Below are 17,868 nucleotides of genomic sequence, written 5' to 3'. Positions count from 1 at the left end.
TGTCATTTCCCTACGCCGCCCAGCCGCCGGCGGTGGTCTGTACGAAGGCATCCGCGCATTGCTTGGCCAGAGCGCGCACACGGCCGATATAGGCCTGTCGCTCGGTCACGGAAATAACGCCGCGCGCGTCCAGCAGGTTGAAGATGTGGCTGGCCTTGATGCACTGATCATAAGCCGGGTGGGCCATGACGATGCGCTTGCCGGTCTTGGGGTCGACGTCTTCGGCGCTCAGGATCGCGCGGCATTCGGCCTCGGCCTCCTCGAAATGGCGCAGAAGGGTGCCCGTGTTGGCCACGTCGAAATTCCAGCGCGAGTATTCCTCTTCGGTCTGGCGAAAAACGTCACCATAACTGAGCGGGATGGGCGCCGACGGATCGTTATAGGGCATGTCCATCACGTGATCGACGCCCAGCACATACATCGCCAGACGCTCCAGCCCATAGGTCAACTCGCCCGAGACGGGGGCGCAATCATGTCCGCCGACCTGCTGGAAATAGGTGAACTGACTGACTTCCATGCCGTCGCACCACACCTCCCAGCCAAGGCCCCAGGCGCCCAGCGTCGGGCTCTCCCAGTCGTCCTCGACAAAGCGGATGTCGTGCAGCGCCATGTCGATCCCGATCGCCTCGAGGCTGCCCAGGTAGAGCGCCTGCAAGTCGGGCGGGCTGGGTTTGATCAACACCTGGTACTGGTAATAATGCTGCAGGCGGTTCGGGTTCTCGCCATACCGGCCATCGGTCGGGCGGCGCGAGGGCTGCACATAGGCGGCGGCCCAGGGGCGGCTGCCCAGGCTGCGCAGCGTGGTCGCGGGGTGGAACGTACCGGCGCCAACCTCCATGTCGTAGGGCTGCATCACGGCGCAGCCGTGGCGCGCCCAGTAGGACTGGAGACGCAGGATGATTTCCTGAAAACTGCGCGGCTTGGCTGGCGTGTCGGTCATGGCGGCCCCTTCGGGAAATCGGCGGGGCGCGCGCCCCTGAAAATAGCGCCTTCTACCTACGGCGCGCGGTGCGGGGGGTCAATCACACCGCAGGGGGTAATTTGACGCGGGCGCACCCGCGCAAAACCTAGACGCAGGGGTTCATATTTTAGGTGCAACCCAAGGGTTTTTTGGTAGAACCGTTGAAAATGCGGTGAAATCCGTCAGTGGCTCAAGGGTAAGACATAGAATGATACGCAGTTTCGTGGCGGCTCTCGCCGTGGTCATGCTGAGTGCGAGTGGGGCCGCGGCTCAGCAATCAGGCGACGCAGATGGCGCCCCCATGGTCTGGGTGCAGATCGAAGCGCAGCCCAATCTTGCCGCCATCAACGAGGCGCTCCGCCGCCGCAGCGCCAATTTGCAGGACGTGAACGGCTTTGATCTGGATGGATCGGGCTGGTACGTCGTGGCGCTTGGCCCCTACGAGGCCGAGAATGCCGAGGACGTCCTGCGCCGCCTGCGCCGCGACGGGCGCATCCCGCGCGACAGCTATATCGCGCAAAGCAGCGATTACGCGCGCCAGATCTGGCCCGTGGGCGCGAACCTTCTGAACGAGAGCGCCGCCGCGGTGCGGCAAGATCCGGCAACGCCCGAGCTGGGTGTCAGCGAGGATGCGATCGCCATCTTGCAAGATCAGATGTCAGAGACGCAGCAGCCGGTGGTTCAGAAGCCCGCCGCCCCCGAAGTGGCGGACGAAACCCCGCGCGAGGCACGCGCCAGCGAGGCAGAGCTGAGCCGTGAAGAACGCGCCGAGCTGCAGGTGGCCCTGCAATGGGCCGGTTTCTACGACGGGCGGATCGACGCCGCCTTCGGCGCAGGCACGCGGCGGTCGATGTCGAACTGGCAGGATGCCAATGATTTCGAGGTGACGGGTATTCTGACCACGCGCCAACGGGCCGAACTGCTGCGCCAGTACAACGCCGTGCTGGAAGGCATGGGCATGCAGCGCGTCACCGACACCGAGGCCGGGATCGAGATGCAGTTGCCGCTGGGCGCGGTGGAATTCGCCCGCTACGAGCCACCTTTCGTGCAATTCAACCCCTCCGGCGATTTGCCCGCACGCGTGCTGATGATCAGCCAAGAGGGCACGCAGGACACGCTTTATGGCCTCTATGACATCATGCAAACGCTGGAGATCGTGCCCGAAAGCGGCCCGCGCGAGCGGCGCGGCGACAGCTTCACCCTCGTGGGTGAGAATGCGCGCATGATCTCGCATACAGAGGCGCGGCTGGATGACGGAAGGATCAAGGGCTTTACCCTGATCTGGCCTGCGGGCGACGAGGATCGCCGCGCGCGCGTTCTCGGCCTGATGCAGGACAGCTTTACCCGGCTCGATGGCGTGCTGGACCCTGCTGCCGGATCGAATGACGCACAAAGCATCGACCTGATTTCGGGGCTGGAGATCCGCAAGCCACTCTTCTCGCGCTCGGGCTTTTTCGTGGATGGCCGCGGGACCGTCGTGACCACCTCCGAAATTGTGGGCGCCTGCGGCCATATCACCATCGAGGATGGGCAGGACGCAGAGATCACCAGCTCGGACGCCGATCTGGGCATCGCGGTGCTGCGCCCGACCGATGCGATCGCGCCCATCGGCGTCGCGGCCTTGGCGCAGGACGCGCCGCGCCTGCAATCCGAGGTGACGGTGGCCGGCTATTCCTATGGCGGCGTTCTGGGCGCGCCCTCGCTGACCTTTGGCACCGTATCGGATGTGCGCGGCCTTGACGGCAACGAGAATGTCGCCCGCCTCGCGCTCGGCGCGCTTGAGGGCGATGTGGGCGGCCCGGTGATGGATGCGGGCGGCGCCGTACTGGGCATGCTGCTGCCGCGCCAGCAGGGCGGGCGCATGCTGCCCGAGGATGTGGCCTTCGCCGCCGACGCGGCCGCGCTGATGGATGTGCTGAAGGCTGCGGGCACGTCGCCTGCCGCCGCCACCCCCGGCGCACCCTTGGCGCCCGCGCAGATGGCGGACCGCGCCGCTGGCATGACCGTGCTGGTCAGCTGCTGGGAATAGGCGAGCTGCCAAAAGGCATGCGGCGGCAGGTGACCTTGCCGCCGAAACGCTGTAGGAGCCAAGCCAACCGTTCAAATCCGAAGGCCCGGCCCAGATGAGCAAACCTCCGAAACTCAAACGCGCGCCGCTTTACTCCGAGCGCGACAAGGATAATCTGCGCTGGCTCTGGACGCGCTATCTGCGTCAGAAGGCACCGTGGCTTTTTGTCGTGCTGGGCATGATCCTGGTGCAGGGCGTGGTCTATCAGCAATTCCTGTCAATGACCGAAAGCGGCCTGCGCGTCATTTTCGAAAGCGGCAGCGTGGCGGATCTGGTGCAGGTCTGCATCGTGGTGTTCGTCCTCTTCGCGGTGCGCGGCCTTATGTCCTACCTTGTACCGCGCGTGACGATCTGGATCAGCAATGACGCCATATTCCAGATGCGCCGGGATCTGATCGATCACATGATGCGCCTCGATCTGGCCTATTTCGAGCGCACCAAATCCGGCGAGATCATCCAGCGGCTGGTGACTCAGACGCAATCGCTGGGCGTCTTCGTGGGCCAGGCGACGGCCAATGCGGTGCGCGACGCGGTGACTGTCATCATCGTCTCGGGCTATCTGATCTGGAAGAACCCGATCCTTTTCGCCACCGCCGTCGTTGTCCTGCCCTTCATCATCTGGGTGATGAACTACGTCTCAGACCGGGTGAAGATCACCCAAGGCGAGGCCGAGACGGCCCTCGGCGAGTACATGAACGGCATCGAGGAGACGACGGCCGGCATGCGCACGGTCAAGATCGCGGGGCAGGAGGGCGTCGAGACCGACAGGCTGATGAAGGGAACTCGGTCGATCCGCGATCTGATGAACCGGGTGCAGATCACACAAGCGCTGACCATGCCCTCGATCGACCTCAGCAGCGCCTTTGTCTACGTGCTGGTGATCGGCGGGGGCGGCTACATGGTGCTCAGCCCCCAGTTCGATATGGACGGTGCGGGCATCATCACCTTCCTTCTGGGCATGGTCATGGTCTTTGATCCCGCCCGCCTTCTGGCGATGTTCTTTGGCGCGCTGCCCTCGAACCTCGTCCTCTTGGACCGGATCCGCCGGCTGCATGACGAAGTGCCCAGCATCACGGACAAGCCCGGCGCAACCTCCGAGTTCGACACGCGCGGCGACATCGTGCTGGAGGATGTGCATTTCTCCTATTCCGAGGATCAGCCGCTGTTCCACGGGCTGGACATGACCTTCAAGGGAGGGCAGGTCTCGGCCATCGTCGGCTCGACCGGGTCGGGCAAGACGACGATCCTCTCCCTGCTCACGCGGCTCTACGACACCAAGGCCGGGCGCATCACCATCGGGGGTCAGCCCATCGACCAGCTCAAGGTCCAGGCGCTGCGCGGAGCCTATTCGGTGGTGGCGCAGGATATCGTGATCTTCAACAATTCGATCTGGGAAAACATCCGATACGTCAAACCCGAGGCCAGCGAAGAAGAGGTCTGGCAGGCCGCCGAAAAGGCCGAGATCGCGGACGTGATCCGCGCCCGTGGCGGCGCCCCCGTGGGGCCGAAGGGCGCGCAGCTCTCGGGCGGGCAGAAGCAGCGTATCGCCATCGCGCGCGCCTTTCTCAGCGACGCGCCGATCATCCTGCTGGACGAGGCGACAAGCGCACTGGATCAGGCGACCGAGGCACGCATCAAGAGCGCGCTGGACAGGCTGACCAAGGGCAAGACCTGCATCGTCGTGGCGCATCGCCTCTCGTCCATCGCGGATGCGGACCGCATCTATGTGCTGGAGGCCGGGCAACTGGTGGAAGAGGGCCGGCACGATCAGCTGCTGAAGCAGAACCGCCTCTATGCGCAACTTTATAGCGCGCAAAAACAGGGATACGACAAAAAGCCCTGACATCGCGAACCGCCCGGCGCGCCCGCGCCCCGGCCCTTGCCCCGGCTCTGCCCTGCCCATAGTTTCATCGGCAAGCATCCGAATTTCAGGAGAGATGACATGACCCAACGCCTGCACCTCGTCTTTGGCGGCGAATTGATCGACCCGGCCAAGAACGTGTTCAAGAATGTCGACGACCTGCACATCGTCGGCATCTATCCCGACTATCAAAGCGCGCATAACGCCTGGAAGGGAGAGGCGCAGCGCACGGTGGACAACGCGCATATGCGCTATTTCATCGCCCACTTGCACCGCCTGCGCGACGAAGAAACGCCTGCCTCGCCCACCGAAGAGCTGGGCTGAGGCACGCCTGGATGGCCCGCTCGCTCAGCCTTGCGGCCTATATGGCGCTGGCCCGGCGCGGGACGCAGGCGGCGGATGGCGGCTTTGCCCCCAGCGGCGAGCGGCCAGCCGGCGCTGTGATCTGGGGCCATGCCACCAGTCTCGAGCACGCCAATGCGCTGGTGCAGCTGGTCGAGCGGCTGTCGGTCCAGCGTGGCGAGGAGAATTGGGGCACGCCCGGCGCGGGCGGTCTGCATCTGCTTTTGACCACCGCGCAGGGGCTGGTGCTGCCCAGCCACGCGCGCGCGCTGACATTCCACCAGCCGCTGAGCGCCGACAACCCCGCCGAGGCGGCGGCATTTCTGGATCATTGGCGCCCCGATATCTGCCTCTGGACCGGGGGGGATCTGATGCCCGCGCTGCTGACATCGGCGGATGAGGCGGGCGTGCCGCTGGTTCTGGTCGATGCCGATACCGCGATGCTGGAGCGGCCCGGCTGGCGGTGGCTGCCGGACATGACGCCCAGCCTTCTGGCGCGGTTCCGGCGTATCCTTGCCCGCTCGGACGGGGCCGCGCGGTATTTGCGCCGCTTGGGCGTACCCGAAGAAAAGCTGAGCGTGACGGGCCTTTTTCAGGAAGGCGCCATCCCCCTGCCCTATGACGAGGCACTGCGCGACGAAATGGCCGCCAGCCTGCGGGGGCGGCCCACCTGGCTGGCCGCGATGGTGCGCCATTCCGAGCTACACATGATCCTCGACGCGCATCGCCAGGCCAGTCGCCTGGCGCACCGCTTGTTCCTGATCCTCGTGCCCGAAACGCTGGACGAGACGGAGGCGTTCCGCGCCACGCTGCGCCAAGGCAACTGGCGCCATGCCATCTGGTCGCAAGGCGGAATGCCGGGTGAGGCGACGCAGGTTCTGCTGGCCGATACGCGCGGCGAAATGGGCCTCTGGTATCGCCTCGCCACCATCGCCTTCATGGGCAATTCGCTGCTGCCCGGCATGGGCGGCAGCGACCCGAACGAGCCTGCGGCGCATGGCGCCGCTATTGTCTATGGGCCGAACGTGGCGCGCTACCTGCCCAGCTACAAACGCTACGCGGGCGCGGGCGGCGCGCGCATCGTGCGCGATGCGGGCACTCTGGCAGCAGCCGTGACGCATCTCATCGCCGCCGACCGCAGCGCGACCATGGCCCATGCGGCCTGGGAGGTGGCCACCGTGGGCGCCGAGGTGACGGACCATATCCTCGACATGCTGCAGGACATGCTTGACGATTTGGAGGTCGCCTGATGCGCGCGCCTGCCTTCTGGCTGCGCCCGCGCCACGCACCGGGCCTGCGCGCGCGCCTTCTGGCGCCGCTGGGCGCGCTTTATGCCCGCGTCACCGCCGGGCGACTGGCGGCGGGTGATCCGGTCCGCGCGCCGGTCCCGGTCATCTGCGTCGGCAACCTCAATGCGGGCGGCACGGGCAAGACACCCACGGTGATCGCCTTGGTTCAACATCTGATCGCGCGGGGCCGCGCCGTGCATGTGGTCAGCCGAGGGCATGGCGGGCGGCTGGAGGGACCGGTGCAGGTGGACCCTGCCGCGCACGACGCGGCCGATGTCGGCGACGAGCCGCTGCTGATCTCGGCTTTCGCGCCGACTTGGGTCGCGCGCGATCGCGCCTTGGGGGCGCTGGCCGCCGCGGCGGCGGGGGCAGAGGTGATCGTGATGGATGACGGATTTCAGAATCCGTCCCTATACAAGGATCTGTCACTGATCGTGGTCGATGCTGTCGCGGGCTTTGGAAATGGGCGCTGCCTGCCCGCCGGTCCGCTGCGCGAGCCGGTGGAAGTGGGACTGGCCCGCGCCGATCTGCTGCTGTCCATCGGGGGCGCTGCGGCACAGAGGGCGTTTCAGGACTCTTGGGGCGAGGCCCTGTCCCTGCCGCATCTGCGCGGCGCGCTGGCCCCATTGCAGACCGGGATGGACTGGGAGGGCACGCGCTGCCTTGCCTTCGCCGGGATCGGGCATCCCGAGAAATTCTTTGCAACCTTGCGCAACATGGGCGCCGAGCTGGCCGGAACCGAGGCGCTGGACGATCATCAGCCCTTCACCCCCGCCCTGCTGACACGGCTGGAGGCCGAGGCGTCCCGGCTCGGCGCGCAAATGGTCACGACCGAGAAAGACGCCGTACGCCTGCCGCCGGAATTTCGGCCCAAGGTGCTGACCCTGCCCGTGCGGCTGGAGATCGACGATTGGTCCGACGTCGATGCGCGGCTGGCGGCACTGGGTCTTTGAGCCGCGCTAGTTGTGTTCAGCCCTTGGGCAGTTTCGGCGACGCCTTCTCGAGCGCCATATCGGCGTCCGAGAACCGGATCGGCGTGCGTACGCCCGGCACGCCTTCGGGGTCAATCCGCATGCCGCGCGCGATGATCTGCGGATCGGCATAAACCTCTTCCAGCGTGTTGATCGGCCCGGCGGGCACGCCCGCGGCCTCGCAGGCGGAGAGCAGTCCATCCTTGGTGAAGGTCATCGTCCGCGCCGTCAAAAGCGCGCTTAGCTGATCGCGCAGGGCGACGCGGTCTGCATTGGTTGCGTATTCGGGCGCAGTGGCCAGATCCGGCGCGCCCAGCGCGGCGCAGAGGCGCTGGTATTGGGCGTCATTGCCAACGGCGATGATGATATAACCGTCAGCGCAATCGAACACCTGATAGGGCGCGAGGTTGGGGTGGAAATTCCCGATACGTCCCGGCGCCTCGCCCGTGGTCAGATAGTTCATCGACTGGTTGGCCGTAACCGCCACGGCCACGTCCAGCAGCGCCATGTCGATCTGCTGGCCCTTGCCGGTCGCAGCCCTTTGATGCAGCGCCGCAAGGATCGCCGTCGCCGCATAGACTCCGGTGAAAAGATCGGTGATCGCCACGCCCACACGTTGCGGTTGCCCATCGGGCGCGCCGGTGATCGACATGAGGCCCGACATGCCCTGAATGATGTAATCATAGCCCGCGCGATGCGCGTAAGGCCCATCCTGCCCGAAGCCGGTGACCGAGCAATAGATGAGGCGCGGGTTCAGCTGCGCGAGGCTGGCGTAGTCCAGGCCATATTTCGCAAGGCCACCGACCTTGAAATTCTCGATAAGAATGTCGGCCTCCGCGACCAGCGCGCGCACCTGTGCTTGCCCTTCGGGCGTACGGAAGTCGATGGCGACGCTGCTCTTGCCCCGGTTCGTGCCGTGGAAATAGGCGGCGCTGCGGTCGTCCTCACGCTCGATGAAAGGAGGGCCCCAGCGGCGCGTGTCGTCGCCCTCGGGGCTCTCGACCTTGATCACCTCGGCGCCCAGATCAGCCAGCGTCTGACCGGCCCAGGGGCCGGCCAGGATACGCGCCAGTTCAACGACCTTGAGGCCGGCCAGAGGCGCCGCGCTCATTCCGCCAGCTTCTCTTCGATGATCTCCTGCAGGTCGGCATAGGCCATGTTGCCGTATTGCTGGCCATTGATCATCAGCGTCGGCGTCGAGCTGATATCATCCGCCTCGGCGTTCTGTTCAAACCATGCCAGCAGCGTCTCGGCCTTGCCCGCGTCCTCGAGGCACGCGTTGATCTGCTCTTCTTCGAGGCCCGCGACCTTGCCGATCCGGCGCAGGTTGCCGGAAATCTCGACGGGATCGTCCGAATTCAGCCAATCCTTCTGCTGCTCATAGAGCATGCCGGAAATGCCAAAGAACCGCTCGGACCCGCCGCAGCGCGCCAGCATCGACGCCCAGAGGCCGACACGGTCGAAATAGACGTCGCGGTAGATGAAATGCACCTTGCCGGTGTCGATATAGTCGCGCTTGAGGTTCTGGAATGTCGTCTGGTGGAACGTCGCGCAATGCGGGCAGGTGAAGGACGCGTATTCGGTGATCGTCACCTTTGCATCCTCGGGACCCATCGTCATCTCGGTGATCGAGGACGTATCGACATCGACCGCAGCCGTGCTGTCCGCCGTCTCGGTCACGGCCACCTCTTCGCGGCCGCCCAGCTGCCACCAGAGCGCACCGCCGACAATGGCCAGGATGGCCGCCCCGATGAGTATTTTGCGGTTCATTGCGATATTCCTTTTAGGATCAGCGTTTGGATTTGGATAATACGTTTTGCGCAAGGGCTTCAAGGGCAGCGCGCAGGCCCGCATCGGCCACGGGTGCGGCGAGGCGGCGCGCCTCCTCGATGGCCTCGGGATCATGCGCGCGCGGGGCCGCCTTGGGCGCGCGATGCTGAAAGCTGACCTGCCCATCGGCAAAGCCGGTGGGCGCGGTCTGGGTGATGGTGATGCGGCTGATCGCGTTATAGCCGTAGACGGCATTGACGCGGGCGCGCAGGCCCTCCTTCTGCATCTCCAGCATCGGCGCCTGCGCGCCGGTGGTCAGCAAGGTCAGCGTGGCGCCCATGCCGCCGCGCCCGTGGCCCACCTTGACGGGCCGCGCGATGGCGGCGATGTCCTCGCCCACGATTTCGGTCCATTGGGTCAGCAGGCGCGATTCGGCAAAGCCCCGGCTTTCCGATGCCTTGCGGATCCGCTCTTGCAGCAATGTGCTGGAGCGGGCGAAACCTTTGGTGGTTGGACGGCGGGGCGGCATGCGTTGACCTCCTGTCGATCCGCGCCATTCTAGGGCATGGTGCCGGCCATGCCAGCAGATAAGCCGCAGAAACCATAAAGGGCGACATAAACTATGCGTGAGACCGCGCCCGCGCGCGCCACCGAGCTCTTGGAGTGGTATGACCGCCATGCACGCACCATGCCCTGGCGGGTGCCGCCTGCCGCGCGGGCGCAGGGCGAGGCGCCCGATCCCTATCGCATCTGGCTGTCCGAGGTGATGCTGCAACAGACGACCGTCGCTGCCGTCACGCAGTATTTCGAAAGGTTTACCGCGCGCTGGCCCACCGTGGCCGATCTGGCCGCTGCCGACGATGGCGACGTGATGGGCGAATGGGCCGGTCTTGGCTATTACGCCCGCGCCCGCAACCTGCTGAAATGTGCGCGGGCTGTTGTGGCCGACCATGGCGGTATTTTTCCCGCCGATCATGCCGCCTTGCTGAAGCTGCCCGGCATCGGCCCCTACACGGCAGGCGCCATCTCGGCCATTGCCTTCGATCTGCCCGAGGTGGTGGTGGACGGCAATGTCGAGCGTGTGATGGCGCGCCTGCACGACATCCACACCCCCCTGCCCGCTGCCAAGCCGGAACTGACCGCCGCCGCCGCCGCGCTGACCCCCAAGGCGCGCCCCGGCGATTACGCTCAGGCGGTGATGGATCTGGGCGCCACGATCTGCACGCCCCGCAGCCCCGCTTGCGGCATCTGCCCGTGGCGCGCGCCCTGCCTTGCACGGGCGAACGGCACCGCCGCCGATCTGCCCAGGAAGATCCCGAAAAAGGCCAAGCCGGTGCGCCTCGGCATCGCCTATGTGGTGCAGCGCGCCGATGGCGCGATCCTTCTGGAGCGGCGCGAGGATCGCGGCCTTCTGGGCGGCATGCTGGGCTGGCCCGGCAGCGACTGGGCCGAAGAGGCGCCCGCCCCCGCGCCCCCGCTGGACGCGGATTGGCACGTGCTGAGCGAGGAGGCGCGCCACACATTCACGCATTTCCACCTGCGCCTTGCTGTGCATGTGGCGCAAGTGTCCACAGGCGCGAACCCCGAACGCGGGGCGTTCATGGCGCTGCCCGAATTCCAGCCCGCACAGCTGCCCACAGTGATGCGGAAAGTGTACGATCTGTCGCGTGGCGTTCTGCGCGAAATGGGGTAGATTGCGCGCAAAACGCCGCTTTGTCGTGCGCGTTTCGCCTTGATTGGATGCCAGACGATGGGCCAGACGATCTCAACAGCATCGGAGCGATTCTCGATGTCCACCCTCGCCCAGATCCGCCGCGCCCTCCCCTTCTGGATGTCGCTTCTGCTGGTTCCCATTGCGATCCTGGGCGCGGTGCAAGGGGGCTGGACGGTGATCCTTCTGCCGCTCTTCACCTGGTATTTCTTCTCGCTTCTCGACGCGTTTCTTGGCCTCAACCTGGACAATCTGGACCCCGATGGCGGCGACGACATGACGTGGTATCGCGCGATCACGCTGATCTGGGCGCCGGTGCAATTCACGCTGCTCTTCTGGATGATCTGGTACGTGCCGCAGGCCGCGCACCTGGGCGCGCTGGAGAAGATCGTGCTCTTTTTCGGCGTCGGGGTCATCACCGGCACGGTGGGCATCAACTACGCGCATGAGCTGATGCACCAGCGCCCGAAATCCGAGCGCATGATGGCCGATATTCTCCTGGCCATGGTGCTTTACTCGCATTTCCGGTCCGAGCATATGCTGGTCCACCATCGCCATGTCGCCACGCCGCGCGACACGGTGACCGCGCGCTACAATGAGGGGTTTCACCGCTTCTTCGCCCGCGTTTTGCCCGGCGCCTATACCTCTGCCTTCCGCGCCGAGGCGGCGATGCTGGCGCGCAAGGGGCATGGCGCGCTGCACCGGCGCAACCCCTTCTGGCGCTACTGGGCGCTGCAGGCCGGGATGCTGGCGCTGGCGCTCATTCTGGGCGGCTGGGTGGGCCTTGCCCTCTTTCTCTGGCAGGCGCTGGTTGCGATCTGGCAGCTGGAGCTGGTGAACTACGTCGAGCATTACGGCCTCACGCGCGAGCATCTGGGCGATGGCCGCTACGAGCATGTCAAACCGCGCCACAGCTGGAACGCGGCGCACAAGGCGACCAACTGGCTCCTGATCAACCTGCAGCGCCATTCGGACCACCATTACAAGCCCGACCGCCGCTTCCCCCTCTTGCAGAACTATGCCGAGGACGAGGCGCCGCAGCTGCCCTATGGCTATCCCATCATGACGATGGCCGCGATGGTGCCGCCCCTCTGGCGGCGCGTCATGAACCCGCGCGTGCGCGCTTGGCGCAAGACGTACTATCCGGGCATCGGCGATTGGAAACCCTATAACAAGGCGCAAAATCCGCCCCCCGCTTGAAGCTGCCGATACGCGGGGCTAGCGTGACGCGCATGTTGCAGGAGAGCCGCCATGCCCGACACCGCCAAGCCCTTTGCGCATCTGTTCGCGCCGCTGACCATCGGCGGCGCCCGGATCAAAAACAGGATCCTGTCGACCGGGCATGACACGTCGATGGCCCATGACGGCCACGTGACCGATGCCATGATCGCCTATCACGAGGCGCGCGCGCGCGGCGGTGCGGGGCTGATCGTCAGCCAGGTTGTCGGCGTGCATGAAACGGCGCGCTACACGTCGCATGTGTTGATGGGCACCGATGACAGTTGCCTGCCGGGCTTTACCCGTCTGGCCGAGACGGTCCACGCCCACGGCACGCGCATTTTTGCCCAGCTTTTCCATCCGGGGCGCGAAATCATGGAGGTGGCGGACGGCACCGCGCCAGTCGCCTACTCGGCCTCGGCCACGCCCTCGGACCGGTTTCACGTGATCCCGCGCGCCATGCCCACCGCGATGATCCGCGAGGTGGTGGACGGCTACGGCGCCGCCGCGCGCAGGATGCAGCGCGCCGGCATGGACGGGGTCGAGATCGTGGCCAGCCACGGCTATCTGCCCGCGCAATTCCTCAGCCCGCAGGTAAACCGGCGCGAGGACGCCTATGGCGGCGATCTCGAGAATCGCATGCGCTTTCTGCGCGAGGCAATCGACGCGGTGCGCGCCGCCACGGGTGAGGATTTCGTCATCGGCCTGCGCATTTCGGGCGACGAGCATGTGGAAGGCGGGATGCGGGACGCCGACAGCCTGGAGGTGATCCGCGCGCTGGCGCCCTCGCTCGACTATGTGAGCGTCATCGCCGGCACCTCGGCCAGCCTCGGAGGCGCGATCCACATTGTGCCCCCGATGTTCCAGGATACCGGCTATCTCGCGCCCTTCGCCCATGCAGCAAAGCAGGTCACACCCATCCCTGTCATGGTCGCGGGCCGCATCAACCAGCCGCAGGAGGCGGAAGGCATCATCGCCTCCGGGCAGGCCGATATGTGCGGGATGACCCGCGCGCTCATCTGCGATCCAATGATGCCCGCCAAGGCCGAGGCGGGCCGCGCCGATGAGATCCGCGCCTGCATCGGCTGCAATCAGGCCTGCATCGGACATTTCCACAAGGGCGTGCCGATCTCCTGCATCCAGTATCCCGAAACGGGGCGCGAGCTGCGATATGGCGCGCCGCGCCACACGGAAGCGTCCCTCAAGGTGATGGTGGTCGGTGGCGGCCCCGCCGGCATGAAGGCGGCCGCGACGGCGGCGGCGCTGGGCCATGAGGTGGAGCTGCACGAGGCAGCCGCGCAACTGGGCGGTCAGACCCTGCTGGCGCAGATGCTGCCCGGCCGGGCCGAATTCGGCGGGATCGTCACCAACCTGACCGGCGAGATGGAGCGCGCGGGCGTGACGGTGCATCTGAACAGCGAGATCACCGCCGATGCCGTGCGCACCGCCGGACCGGGTGCCGTGATCATCGCCACCGGCGGCACCGCACGCCGACCGCAGGGCATGGAATTCAGCGAAGGTGCCCATATCGTCACCGCTTGGGATGTGCTGCGCAGCCATGCGAATGTGGGCGGCAGCGTGACCATCGCCGACTGGCGCGCCGATTGGGTGGGTCTCGGGGTCGCCGAGCTTTTGGCGACCGCCGGACGCCGCGTACGCCTTTGCGTCAACGGCACCCATGCGGGTGAGATGCTGCAAAGCTATGTGCGTGACAGCATGGTCGGCCGTGTTCAGAAGTTGGGGGTCGAGATCATCTCTTACGCACAGCTTTACGGCGCGGACGAAGATACGGCCTATTTCATCAACGCCGCCAACGGCGAGGCGATGCTGGTCGAGGAGACCGACACGCTGGTTCTGGCGCAAGGCACGGCCAGCAACGATGCCCTTCTCGGCCCCCTCGACGGCTACGACGGCAAACTTATAGGTATTGGTGACTGCATGGCCCCACGCACGGCCGAAGAAGCGGTGCTGGACGGGCTGAAGGCGGCTTGGGCACTCTGAAGATGATCGAGGTGGCCTGAGTATTTTTGCCAAGATGAAGTTGGGCCTTCGGGTCTTCATCTTGGTAAAAATACTCAAATTCCTACCCCTCAAGCCGCGCAGCCTGCGCACGAAAAAACGCCCCACCGACAAGCGGCAGGGCGCAGTTGAGGTGGTGCCTAGCGTCAGACCACAGGCACCGGCGGTGTTCTTGCTTGTCTCGGGAAACTCTTAGTTCGGGCGCTCGGCCATCTCGGCGCGGATCTGCTGGCGCAGAAGGTCGATGGGCACGCGCTTGCCGTCCTTCTTGAAGTGCCAGTAGGTCCAGCCATTGCAGCTGGGCGCGCCCTCCAGATGGGCGCCGACCTGGTGAATCGAGCCCTTGATATCGTCGCCGATCAGCGTGCCATCGGCGCGCACCTTGGCCTTGTGGCGCTGGTTGAGCGAATAGAGCTCCTCGCCAGGGCGCAGCATGCCACGCTCGACCAACTGGCCGAAGGGCACGCGCGGCTCGGCGCGTTTGGAGGTGCTGACCTGCAGCGCCTCACGGTCAAATTTGCGGATGCCCTTGAGGCGCTTTTCGGCGACCTTGCGGTAGCCTTCGTCGCGCTCGATGCCGATATAGTCGCGGCCCAGCATCTTGGCGACGGCGCCGGTGGTGCCGGTGCCGAAAAACGGGTCCAGCACGACATCGCCCGGATTGGTACTGCCCACGAGGACGCGGTGCAGCAGGCTCTGCGGCTTTTGCGTCGGGTGGGCCTTATCGCCTGCCTCGTCTTTCAGCCGCTCGTGCCCCGTGCAGATCGGCAGCACCCAGTCGCTGCGCATCTGCACGCCGTCATTGAGCGATTTCAGCGCCTCGTAATTGAAGGTGTATTTCGCGCCCTCGGATTTCGAGGCCCAGATCATCGTCTCATGGGCGTTTGTCAGCCGCTTGCCACGGAAATTCGGCATCGGGTTGGACTTGCGCCAAACCACATCGTTGAGGATCCAGTAGCCCGCATCCTGCAGCGCCGCACCGACGCGGAAGATGTTGTGATAGCTGCCGATGACCCAGATCGCGCCATTCGGCTTCAGCAGGCGGCGCGCGGCGGCCAGCCATTCGCGGGTGAACTTGTCATAAACGGCAAAGCTGTCGAACTGGTCCCAGGCATCATCTACCGCGTCGACCTGGCTGTTATCGGGGCGATGCAGATCGCCGCGCAGCTGCAGATTATACGGCGGGTCGGCAAAGATCAGGTCGACCGAATTTTCCGGCAGCGCATTCATCATCTCGATGCAGTCGCCCGGCATTATGGTGTTGAGAGGCAGCGCAGGCGCGCCCTCTATCTTGGTCATCTTTGTCATGTCTTGCCTCTGTCCCGGCGCGTTTTTGCGCTCTGTCTGCTTGTGGACAAGGATGAGTCAAAGGCGATTCACGGTCAATTTCTTTTTTGAATCAGCAGGTTAGTTATTTATCTTGATACAAGATATTGTGCACTGGTTTGAAGCTACGTCTATGGTGTGGGGTCACACCCAGATTTTGGAGCGCCTCGATGTGGCTCTTGGACGGATATCCGGCGTTCGTCTCCCAGCCATATCCGGGGTAGTGTTGCGCTAAATCCCGCATGACATAATCCCGCCGTATTTTGGCCATGATTGAGGCCGCCGCGATGGACACCGACAGGCCATCTCCCTTGACCACAGCCTGCGCCGGAACGGTGAGGCCGCGTGGGATCATGTTGCCGTCGATGAGCGCCATGTCGGGGCGGCGCGGCAGGCCGGCGATGGCGCGCTCCATTGCCAGATGCGAGGCGCGCAGAATGTTCAGCGCGTCGATCTCCTCGACGCTGGCATGGGCGATGCTGACCTCCGCATGGGCCACGATAAGGTCGTAAAGGGCGAGGCGCCGCTTCTCGCTGAGCTTTTTGGAGTCGTTGAGGCCCTCGGGGATGCATTCGGGATCCAGCACGACGGCAGCCGCCGTTACCGGCCCGGCGAGCGGTCCGCGCCCCACCTCGTCGACGCCCGCGATGATCCGCGCGCCCCTGGTCGCTGCCGCCAGTTCGATGGAGTAATCCGGTCCGCTCATGGCGCGCGTCAAACCATGTCGCAGGCCGAAACACCAGTGCGCCACGCGAAAGGGCCCCGCGGCGGGGGCCCTGCCAAGCGCATGGTGGCGCGGATCAGTAGCCGCGGCGGTAGGGGCGTGCGCTGTATTGATCCTGGTCATAACCACGGCGATGGGCGCGGCGCTCGGACCGACGTTCGTGGCGACGCTCGCGCACGAGGTTGCGATGATCGGAAACCCCTTGCCGATAGGCCCGATCGAGCGCGCGTTGCCCGGGCTGGGCGTAATGCTTGCGCTTGGGCTGGTAATATTGCGACTGATAATACTGGCGCTGAGCGGCGCGCCGTTTGCTCTTTTTGTTCTCGTGAATGGCGGCGCCGATGATGGCGACACCCGCGATGGCGGCCAGGGCGCGGGCCAGATCGCGTTCGCTGGCCTGAGCCGGAGCGGCGGTGAGGCCGGTGACGGCGATGGAGGCCGCGATTATGAGGGATATGAATTTGCGTGCCATGGGCGTGATCCTTTCGATCAGATGGGTTGGTGCCCCTGATCGTCGCGCCCCCGCGTCGCGCCTCGCAATAACGCGGGTCTGTTATCGGATAACATCACCGGGCTGCATCGCGGGATATTGTATAGCGGCGCACGCTTCGCCATTCTCAAAGTCATGATGAAAACACTCCTCCCCCTGGCCCTTGCGGCCCTGATCGCGGCCCCTGCCAGCGCCGCCTGCATCGCCGAATACAAGGCCAAGCGCGACAACCCGCTCGAGCTGTTCTACGGCACGGCGCAGATCGGCGGGCCGTGCAACCTGGCGCAGGCGCGTGCGCAGCTGCGCGGACAGCTGGCATCGCAGGGCCTGACCTTGCTCAAGGTGCTGTCGGTGCGCCAGCAATGAGCCGCGATATCATCCTGGCCGCCGACGCGCGCCGGTCCGGCAGCCGCGTCGTACTCTTCGGCGTGACGGCAATCGTGGGCATCCTGGCACTGGCCGCCGTGCTGCTGTTTCTGTCGCTGCCAGACGCGGGTGCCTTCAACGCGCGGGTCGAGCGGATATTCGTCGAAAACGACGCGCTGACCAGCGATGCCGAGATCAAGCTGCTGGAAATCCTCGCCCTTTCCGGCACGGCGTTCAGCGAGACTCTGGTGAGCTACCGGATGGTGATCTTCGTCCTCTTGGTCTTCAGCACTGCGCTGTTGATTGCTGCGCTCACGTTTCTGGTGATGCTGACCTTGCTCAACCGACGCATGGCGCAGATCGAGCGATCGGGTATTCAAGTGAGCTCGCTATTGATCAGCCGCGCGGAAAAGGCGGTCTATCTGAACAACATGGGTTTCAAGCTGACCGATGCGGCGCTAGAGACGCTGTCGGTGCTGGCCGAGGCACGCATGGATGGCGATGTCCTGACCGGGGCCGAGATCGAGGCAATCGTGTCGGGTCGCAACGCCAGCGACTGTGAAGAGGCCGCCGGCGCGACCCGGATCAAGCGATTGCGCGACACATTGGGCAACCAGATGATCAGCGAGCTTCTGGTCAAGAATATCGCGCGGCAGGGCTATGTTCTGGCCATCGACAAGGACGTGATCCGCGTGATCTGAGCGCGTCTTGCGGCATCGACCGTTTTCGGCGGGATATCGTCTTTTAGCTTG

Annotated in this window: 17 protein-coding genes; 10 read left to right on the top strand and 7 right to left on the bottom strand. The window is 65.2% G+C overall.

The genetic code is table 11. From position 1 onward, the window contains the following. Positions 1-10: 10 nt before the first annotated feature. Positions 11-940 (bottom strand): glycine--tRNA ligase subunit alpha, encoded by a 930-nt coding sequence (locus BW975_RS02530; RefSeq protein WP_076530713.1) that lies wholly within the window; start codon positions 938-940, stop codon positions 11-13. A 229-nt stretch (positions 941-1,169) separates the two neighbouring features. On the opposite strand from BW975_RS02530, the gene BW975_RS02525 reads away from it, so the two are divergent. The 5 genes from BW975_RS02525 (at position 1,170) to lpxK (ending at position 7,474) form a co-directional block, all read left to right on the top strand. Continuing rightward, entirely contained in the window at positions 1,170-2,990 is a 1,821-nt protein-coding gene (locus tag BW975_RS02525) for a trypsin-like peptidase domain-containing protein (protein ID WP_076530711.1), read from the top strand. A gap of 94 nt (positions 2,991-3,084) precedes the next feature. Beyond that, positions 3,085-4,872, top strand: coding sequence for an ABC transporter ATP-binding protein (locus tag BW975_RS02520; protein ID WP_076530709.1), 1,788 nt, complete (start codon positions 3,085-3,087; stop codon positions 4,870-4,872). A 99-nt stretch (positions 4,873-4,971) separates the two neighbouring features. After that, positions 4,972-5,214 (top strand): DUF4170 domain-containing protein, encoded by a 243-nt coding sequence (locus BW975_RS02515; protein ID WP_076530707.1) that lies wholly within the window; start codon positions 4,972-4,974, stop codon positions 5,212-5,214. Between the two features lie 11 nt (positions 5,215-5,225). Then, positions 5,226-6,482: a 3-deoxy-D-manno-octulosonic acid transferase gene (locus tag BW975_RS02510; RefSeq protein ID WP_076530705.1), complete on the top strand. Its 1,257-nt coding sequence runs from the start codon at positions 5,226-5,228 to the stop codon at positions 6,480-6,482. Then, positions 6,482-7,474 (top strand): tetraacyldisaccharide 4'-kinase, encoded by a 993-nt coding sequence (lpxK, locus tag BW975_RS02505; RefSeq protein ID WP_076530703.1) that lies wholly within the window; start codon positions 6,482-6,484, stop codon positions 7,472-7,474. The genes BW975_RS02510 and lpxK overlap by 1 nt, the downstream gene beginning before the upstream one ends. A 16-nt stretch (positions 7,475-7,490) precedes the next feature. On the opposite strand, the gene BW975_RS02500 is transcribed toward lpxK, so the two are convergent. The 3 genes from BW975_RS02500 to BW975_RS02490 are packed head-to-tail and all read right to left on the bottom strand — an operon-like array spanning position 7,491 to position 9,791. Next, the gene (locus tag BW975_RS02500) at positions 7,491-8,603 is read right to left on the bottom strand and encodes a CaiB/BaiF CoA transferase family protein (protein ID WP_076530701.1); all 1,113 of its coding nucleotides are present in this window, start codon (positions 8,601-8,603) and stop codon (positions 7,491-7,493) included. Next, entirely contained in the window at positions 8,600-9,262 is a 663-nt protein-coding gene (locus BW975_RS02495) for a DsbA family protein (protein ID WP_076530699.1), read from the bottom strand. Before BW975_RS02495 ends, BW975_RS02500 begins: the two co-directional genes overlap by 4 nt. Positions 9,263-9,281: 19 nt before the next feature. Next, a complete protein-coding gene (locus BW975_RS02490; protein WP_076530697.1) occupies positions 9,282-9,791 on the bottom strand; it encodes a DUF721 domain-containing protein in 510 nt (169 codons plus the stop codon). Positions 9,792-9,884: 93 nt separating this feature from the next. Between BW975_RS02490 and mutY the strand changes: the two genes are divergently transcribed. The 3 genes from mutY (at position 9,885) to BW975_RS02475 (ending at position 14,192) form a co-directional block, all read left to right on the top strand. Further along, positions 9,885-10,955 (top strand): A/G-specific adenine glycosylase, encoded by a 1,071-nt coding sequence (gene mutY, locus BW975_RS02485; RefSeq protein WP_076530695.1) that lies wholly within the window; start codon positions 9,885-9,887, stop codon positions 10,953-10,955. Between the two features lie 96 nt (positions 10,956-11,051). Next, positions 11,052-12,173, top strand: coding sequence for an alkane 1-monooxygenase (locus BW975_RS02480; RefSeq protein ID WP_092746234.1), 1,122 nt, complete (start codon positions 11,052-11,054; stop codon positions 12,171-12,173). Between the two features lie 51 nt (positions 12,174-12,224). Further along, positions 12,225-14,192: an oxidoreductase gene (locus BW975_RS02475; RefSeq protein WP_076530692.1), complete on the top strand. Its 1,968-nt coding sequence runs from the start codon at positions 12,225-12,227 to the stop codon at positions 14,190-14,192. A gap of 210 nt (positions 14,193-14,402) precedes the next feature. Here the strand turns inward: BW975_RS02475 and BW975_RS02465 are convergent, their stop codons facing one another. The 3 genes from BW975_RS02465 to BW975_RS02455 form a co-directional block, all read right to left on the bottom strand. Further along, positions 14,403-15,518 carry a site-specific DNA-methyltransferase gene (locus BW975_RS02465; protein WP_076530688.1) on the bottom strand — a complete coding sequence of 372 codons (1,116 nt, stop codon included), beginning with the start codon at positions 15,516-15,518 and terminating at the stop codon, positions 14,403-14,405. A gap of 103 nt (positions 15,519-15,621) precedes the next feature. Beyond that, positions 15,622-16,242: a ribonuclease HII gene (locus BW975_RS02460; RefSeq protein ID WP_076530686.1), complete on the bottom strand. Its 621-nt coding sequence runs from the start codon at positions 16,240-16,242 to the stop codon at positions 15,622-15,624. 94 nt (positions 16,243-16,336) lie between these two features. Further along, the gene (locus BW975_RS02455; protein WP_076530684.1) at positions 16,337-16,732 is read right to left on the bottom strand and encodes a hypothetical protein; all 396 of its coding nucleotides are present in this window, start codon (positions 16,730-16,732) and stop codon (positions 16,337-16,339) included. A 156-nt stretch (positions 16,733-16,888) separates the two neighbouring features. On the opposite strand from BW975_RS02455, the gene BW975_RS02450 reads away from it, so the two are divergent. Together BW975_RS02450 and BW975_RS02445 are read left to right on the top strand one after the other, a co-directional pair. Then, positions 16,889-17,116 (top strand): hypothetical protein, encoded by a 228-nt coding sequence (locus tag BW975_RS02450; protein ID WP_083687050.1) that lies wholly within the window; start codon positions 16,889-16,891, stop codon positions 17,114-17,116. Then, positions 17,113-17,817, top strand: coding sequence for a winged helix-turn-helix domain-containing protein (locus tag BW975_RS02445; RefSeq protein ID WP_076530682.1), 705 nt, complete (start codon positions 17,113-17,115; stop codon positions 17,815-17,817). Before BW975_RS02450 ends, BW975_RS02445 begins: the two co-directional genes overlap by 4 nt. The last annotated feature ends 51 nt before the right edge of the window (positions 17,818-17,868 follow it).

Origin of the sequence: Roseovarius nanhaiticus, assembly GCF_900156535.1 — a bacterium.
In the GTDB taxonomy this organism is placed as follows: domain Bacteria; phylum Pseudomonadota; class Alphaproteobacteria; order Rhodobacterales; family Rhodobacteraceae; genus Roseovarius; species Roseovarius nanhaiticus.
The sequence above is the reverse complement of the archived record's forward strand: the minus strand, read 5'-3'. Positions and strand labels throughout refer to the sequence as shown.

Bases quoted from the DNA above. Each gene is read 5' to 3' on its own strand.
- BW975_RS02510 (WP_076530705.1), top strand. From the start codon at position 5,226: ATGGCCCGCTCGCTCAGCCTTGCGGCCTATATGGCGCTGGCCCGGCGC.
- BW975_RS02475 (WP_076530692.1), top strand. From the start codon at position 12,225: ATGCCCGACACCGCCAAGCCCTTTGCGCATCTGTTCGCGCCGCTGACC.
- BW975_RS02520 (WP_076530709.1), top strand. From the start codon at position 3,085: ATGAGCAAACCTCCGAAACTCAAACGCGCGCCGCTTTACTCCGAGCGC.
- BW975_RS02465 (WP_076530688.1), bottom strand. From the start codon at position 15,518: ATGACAAAGATGACCAAGATAGAGGGCGCGCCTGCGCTGCCTCTCAAC.
- BW975_RS02530 (WP_076530713.1), bottom strand. From the start codon at position 940: ATGACCGACACGCCAGCCAAGCCGCGCAGTTTTCAGGAAATCATCCTG.
- BW975_RS02445 (WP_076530682.1), top strand. From the start codon at position 17,113: ATGAGCCGCGATATCATCCTGGCCGCCGACGCGCGCCGGTCCGGCAGC.
- BW975_RS02460 (WP_076530686.1), bottom strand. From the start codon at position 16,242: ATGAGCGGACCGGATTACTCCATCGAACTGGCGGCAGCGACCAGGGGC.
- BW975_RS02480 (WP_092746234.1), top strand. From the start codon at position 11,052: ATGTCCACCCTCGCCCAGATCCGCCGCGCCCTCCCCTTCTGGATGTCG.
- BW975_RS02455 (WP_076530684.1), bottom strand. From the start codon at position 16,732: ATGGCACGCAAATTCATATCCCTCATAATCGCGGCCTCCATCGCCGTC.
- mutY (WP_076530695.1), top strand. From the start codon at position 9,885: ATGCGTGAGACCGCGCCCGCGCGCGCCACCGAGCTCTTGGAGTGGTAT.
- BW975_RS02515 (WP_076530707.1), top strand. From the start codon at position 4,972: ATGACCCAACGCCTGCACCTCGTCTTTGGCGGCGAATTGATCGACCCG.
- BW975_RS02500 (WP_076530701.1), bottom strand. From the start codon at position 8,603: ATGAGCGCGGCGCCTCTGGCCGGCCTCAAGGTCGTTGAACTGGCGCGT.
- BW975_RS02525 (WP_076530711.1), top strand. From the start codon at position 1,170: ATGATACGCAGTTTCGTGGCGGCTCTCGCCGTGGTCATGCTGAGTGCG.
- BW975_RS02495 (WP_076530699.1), bottom strand. From the start codon at position 9,262: ATGAACCGCAAAATACTCATCGGGGCGGCCATCCTGGCCATTGTCGGC.
- BW975_RS02450 (WP_083687050.1), top strand. From the start codon at position 16,889: ATGAAAACACTCCTCCCCCTGGCCCTTGCGGCCCTGATCGCGGCCCCT.
- BW975_RS02490 (WP_076530697.1), bottom strand. From the start codon at position 9,791: ATGCCGCCCCGCCGTCCAACCACCAAAGGTTTCGCCCGCTCCAGCACA.
- lpxK (WP_076530703.1), top strand. From the start codon at position 6,482: ATGCGCGCGCCTGCCTTCTGGCTGCGCCCGCGCCACGCACCGGGCCTG.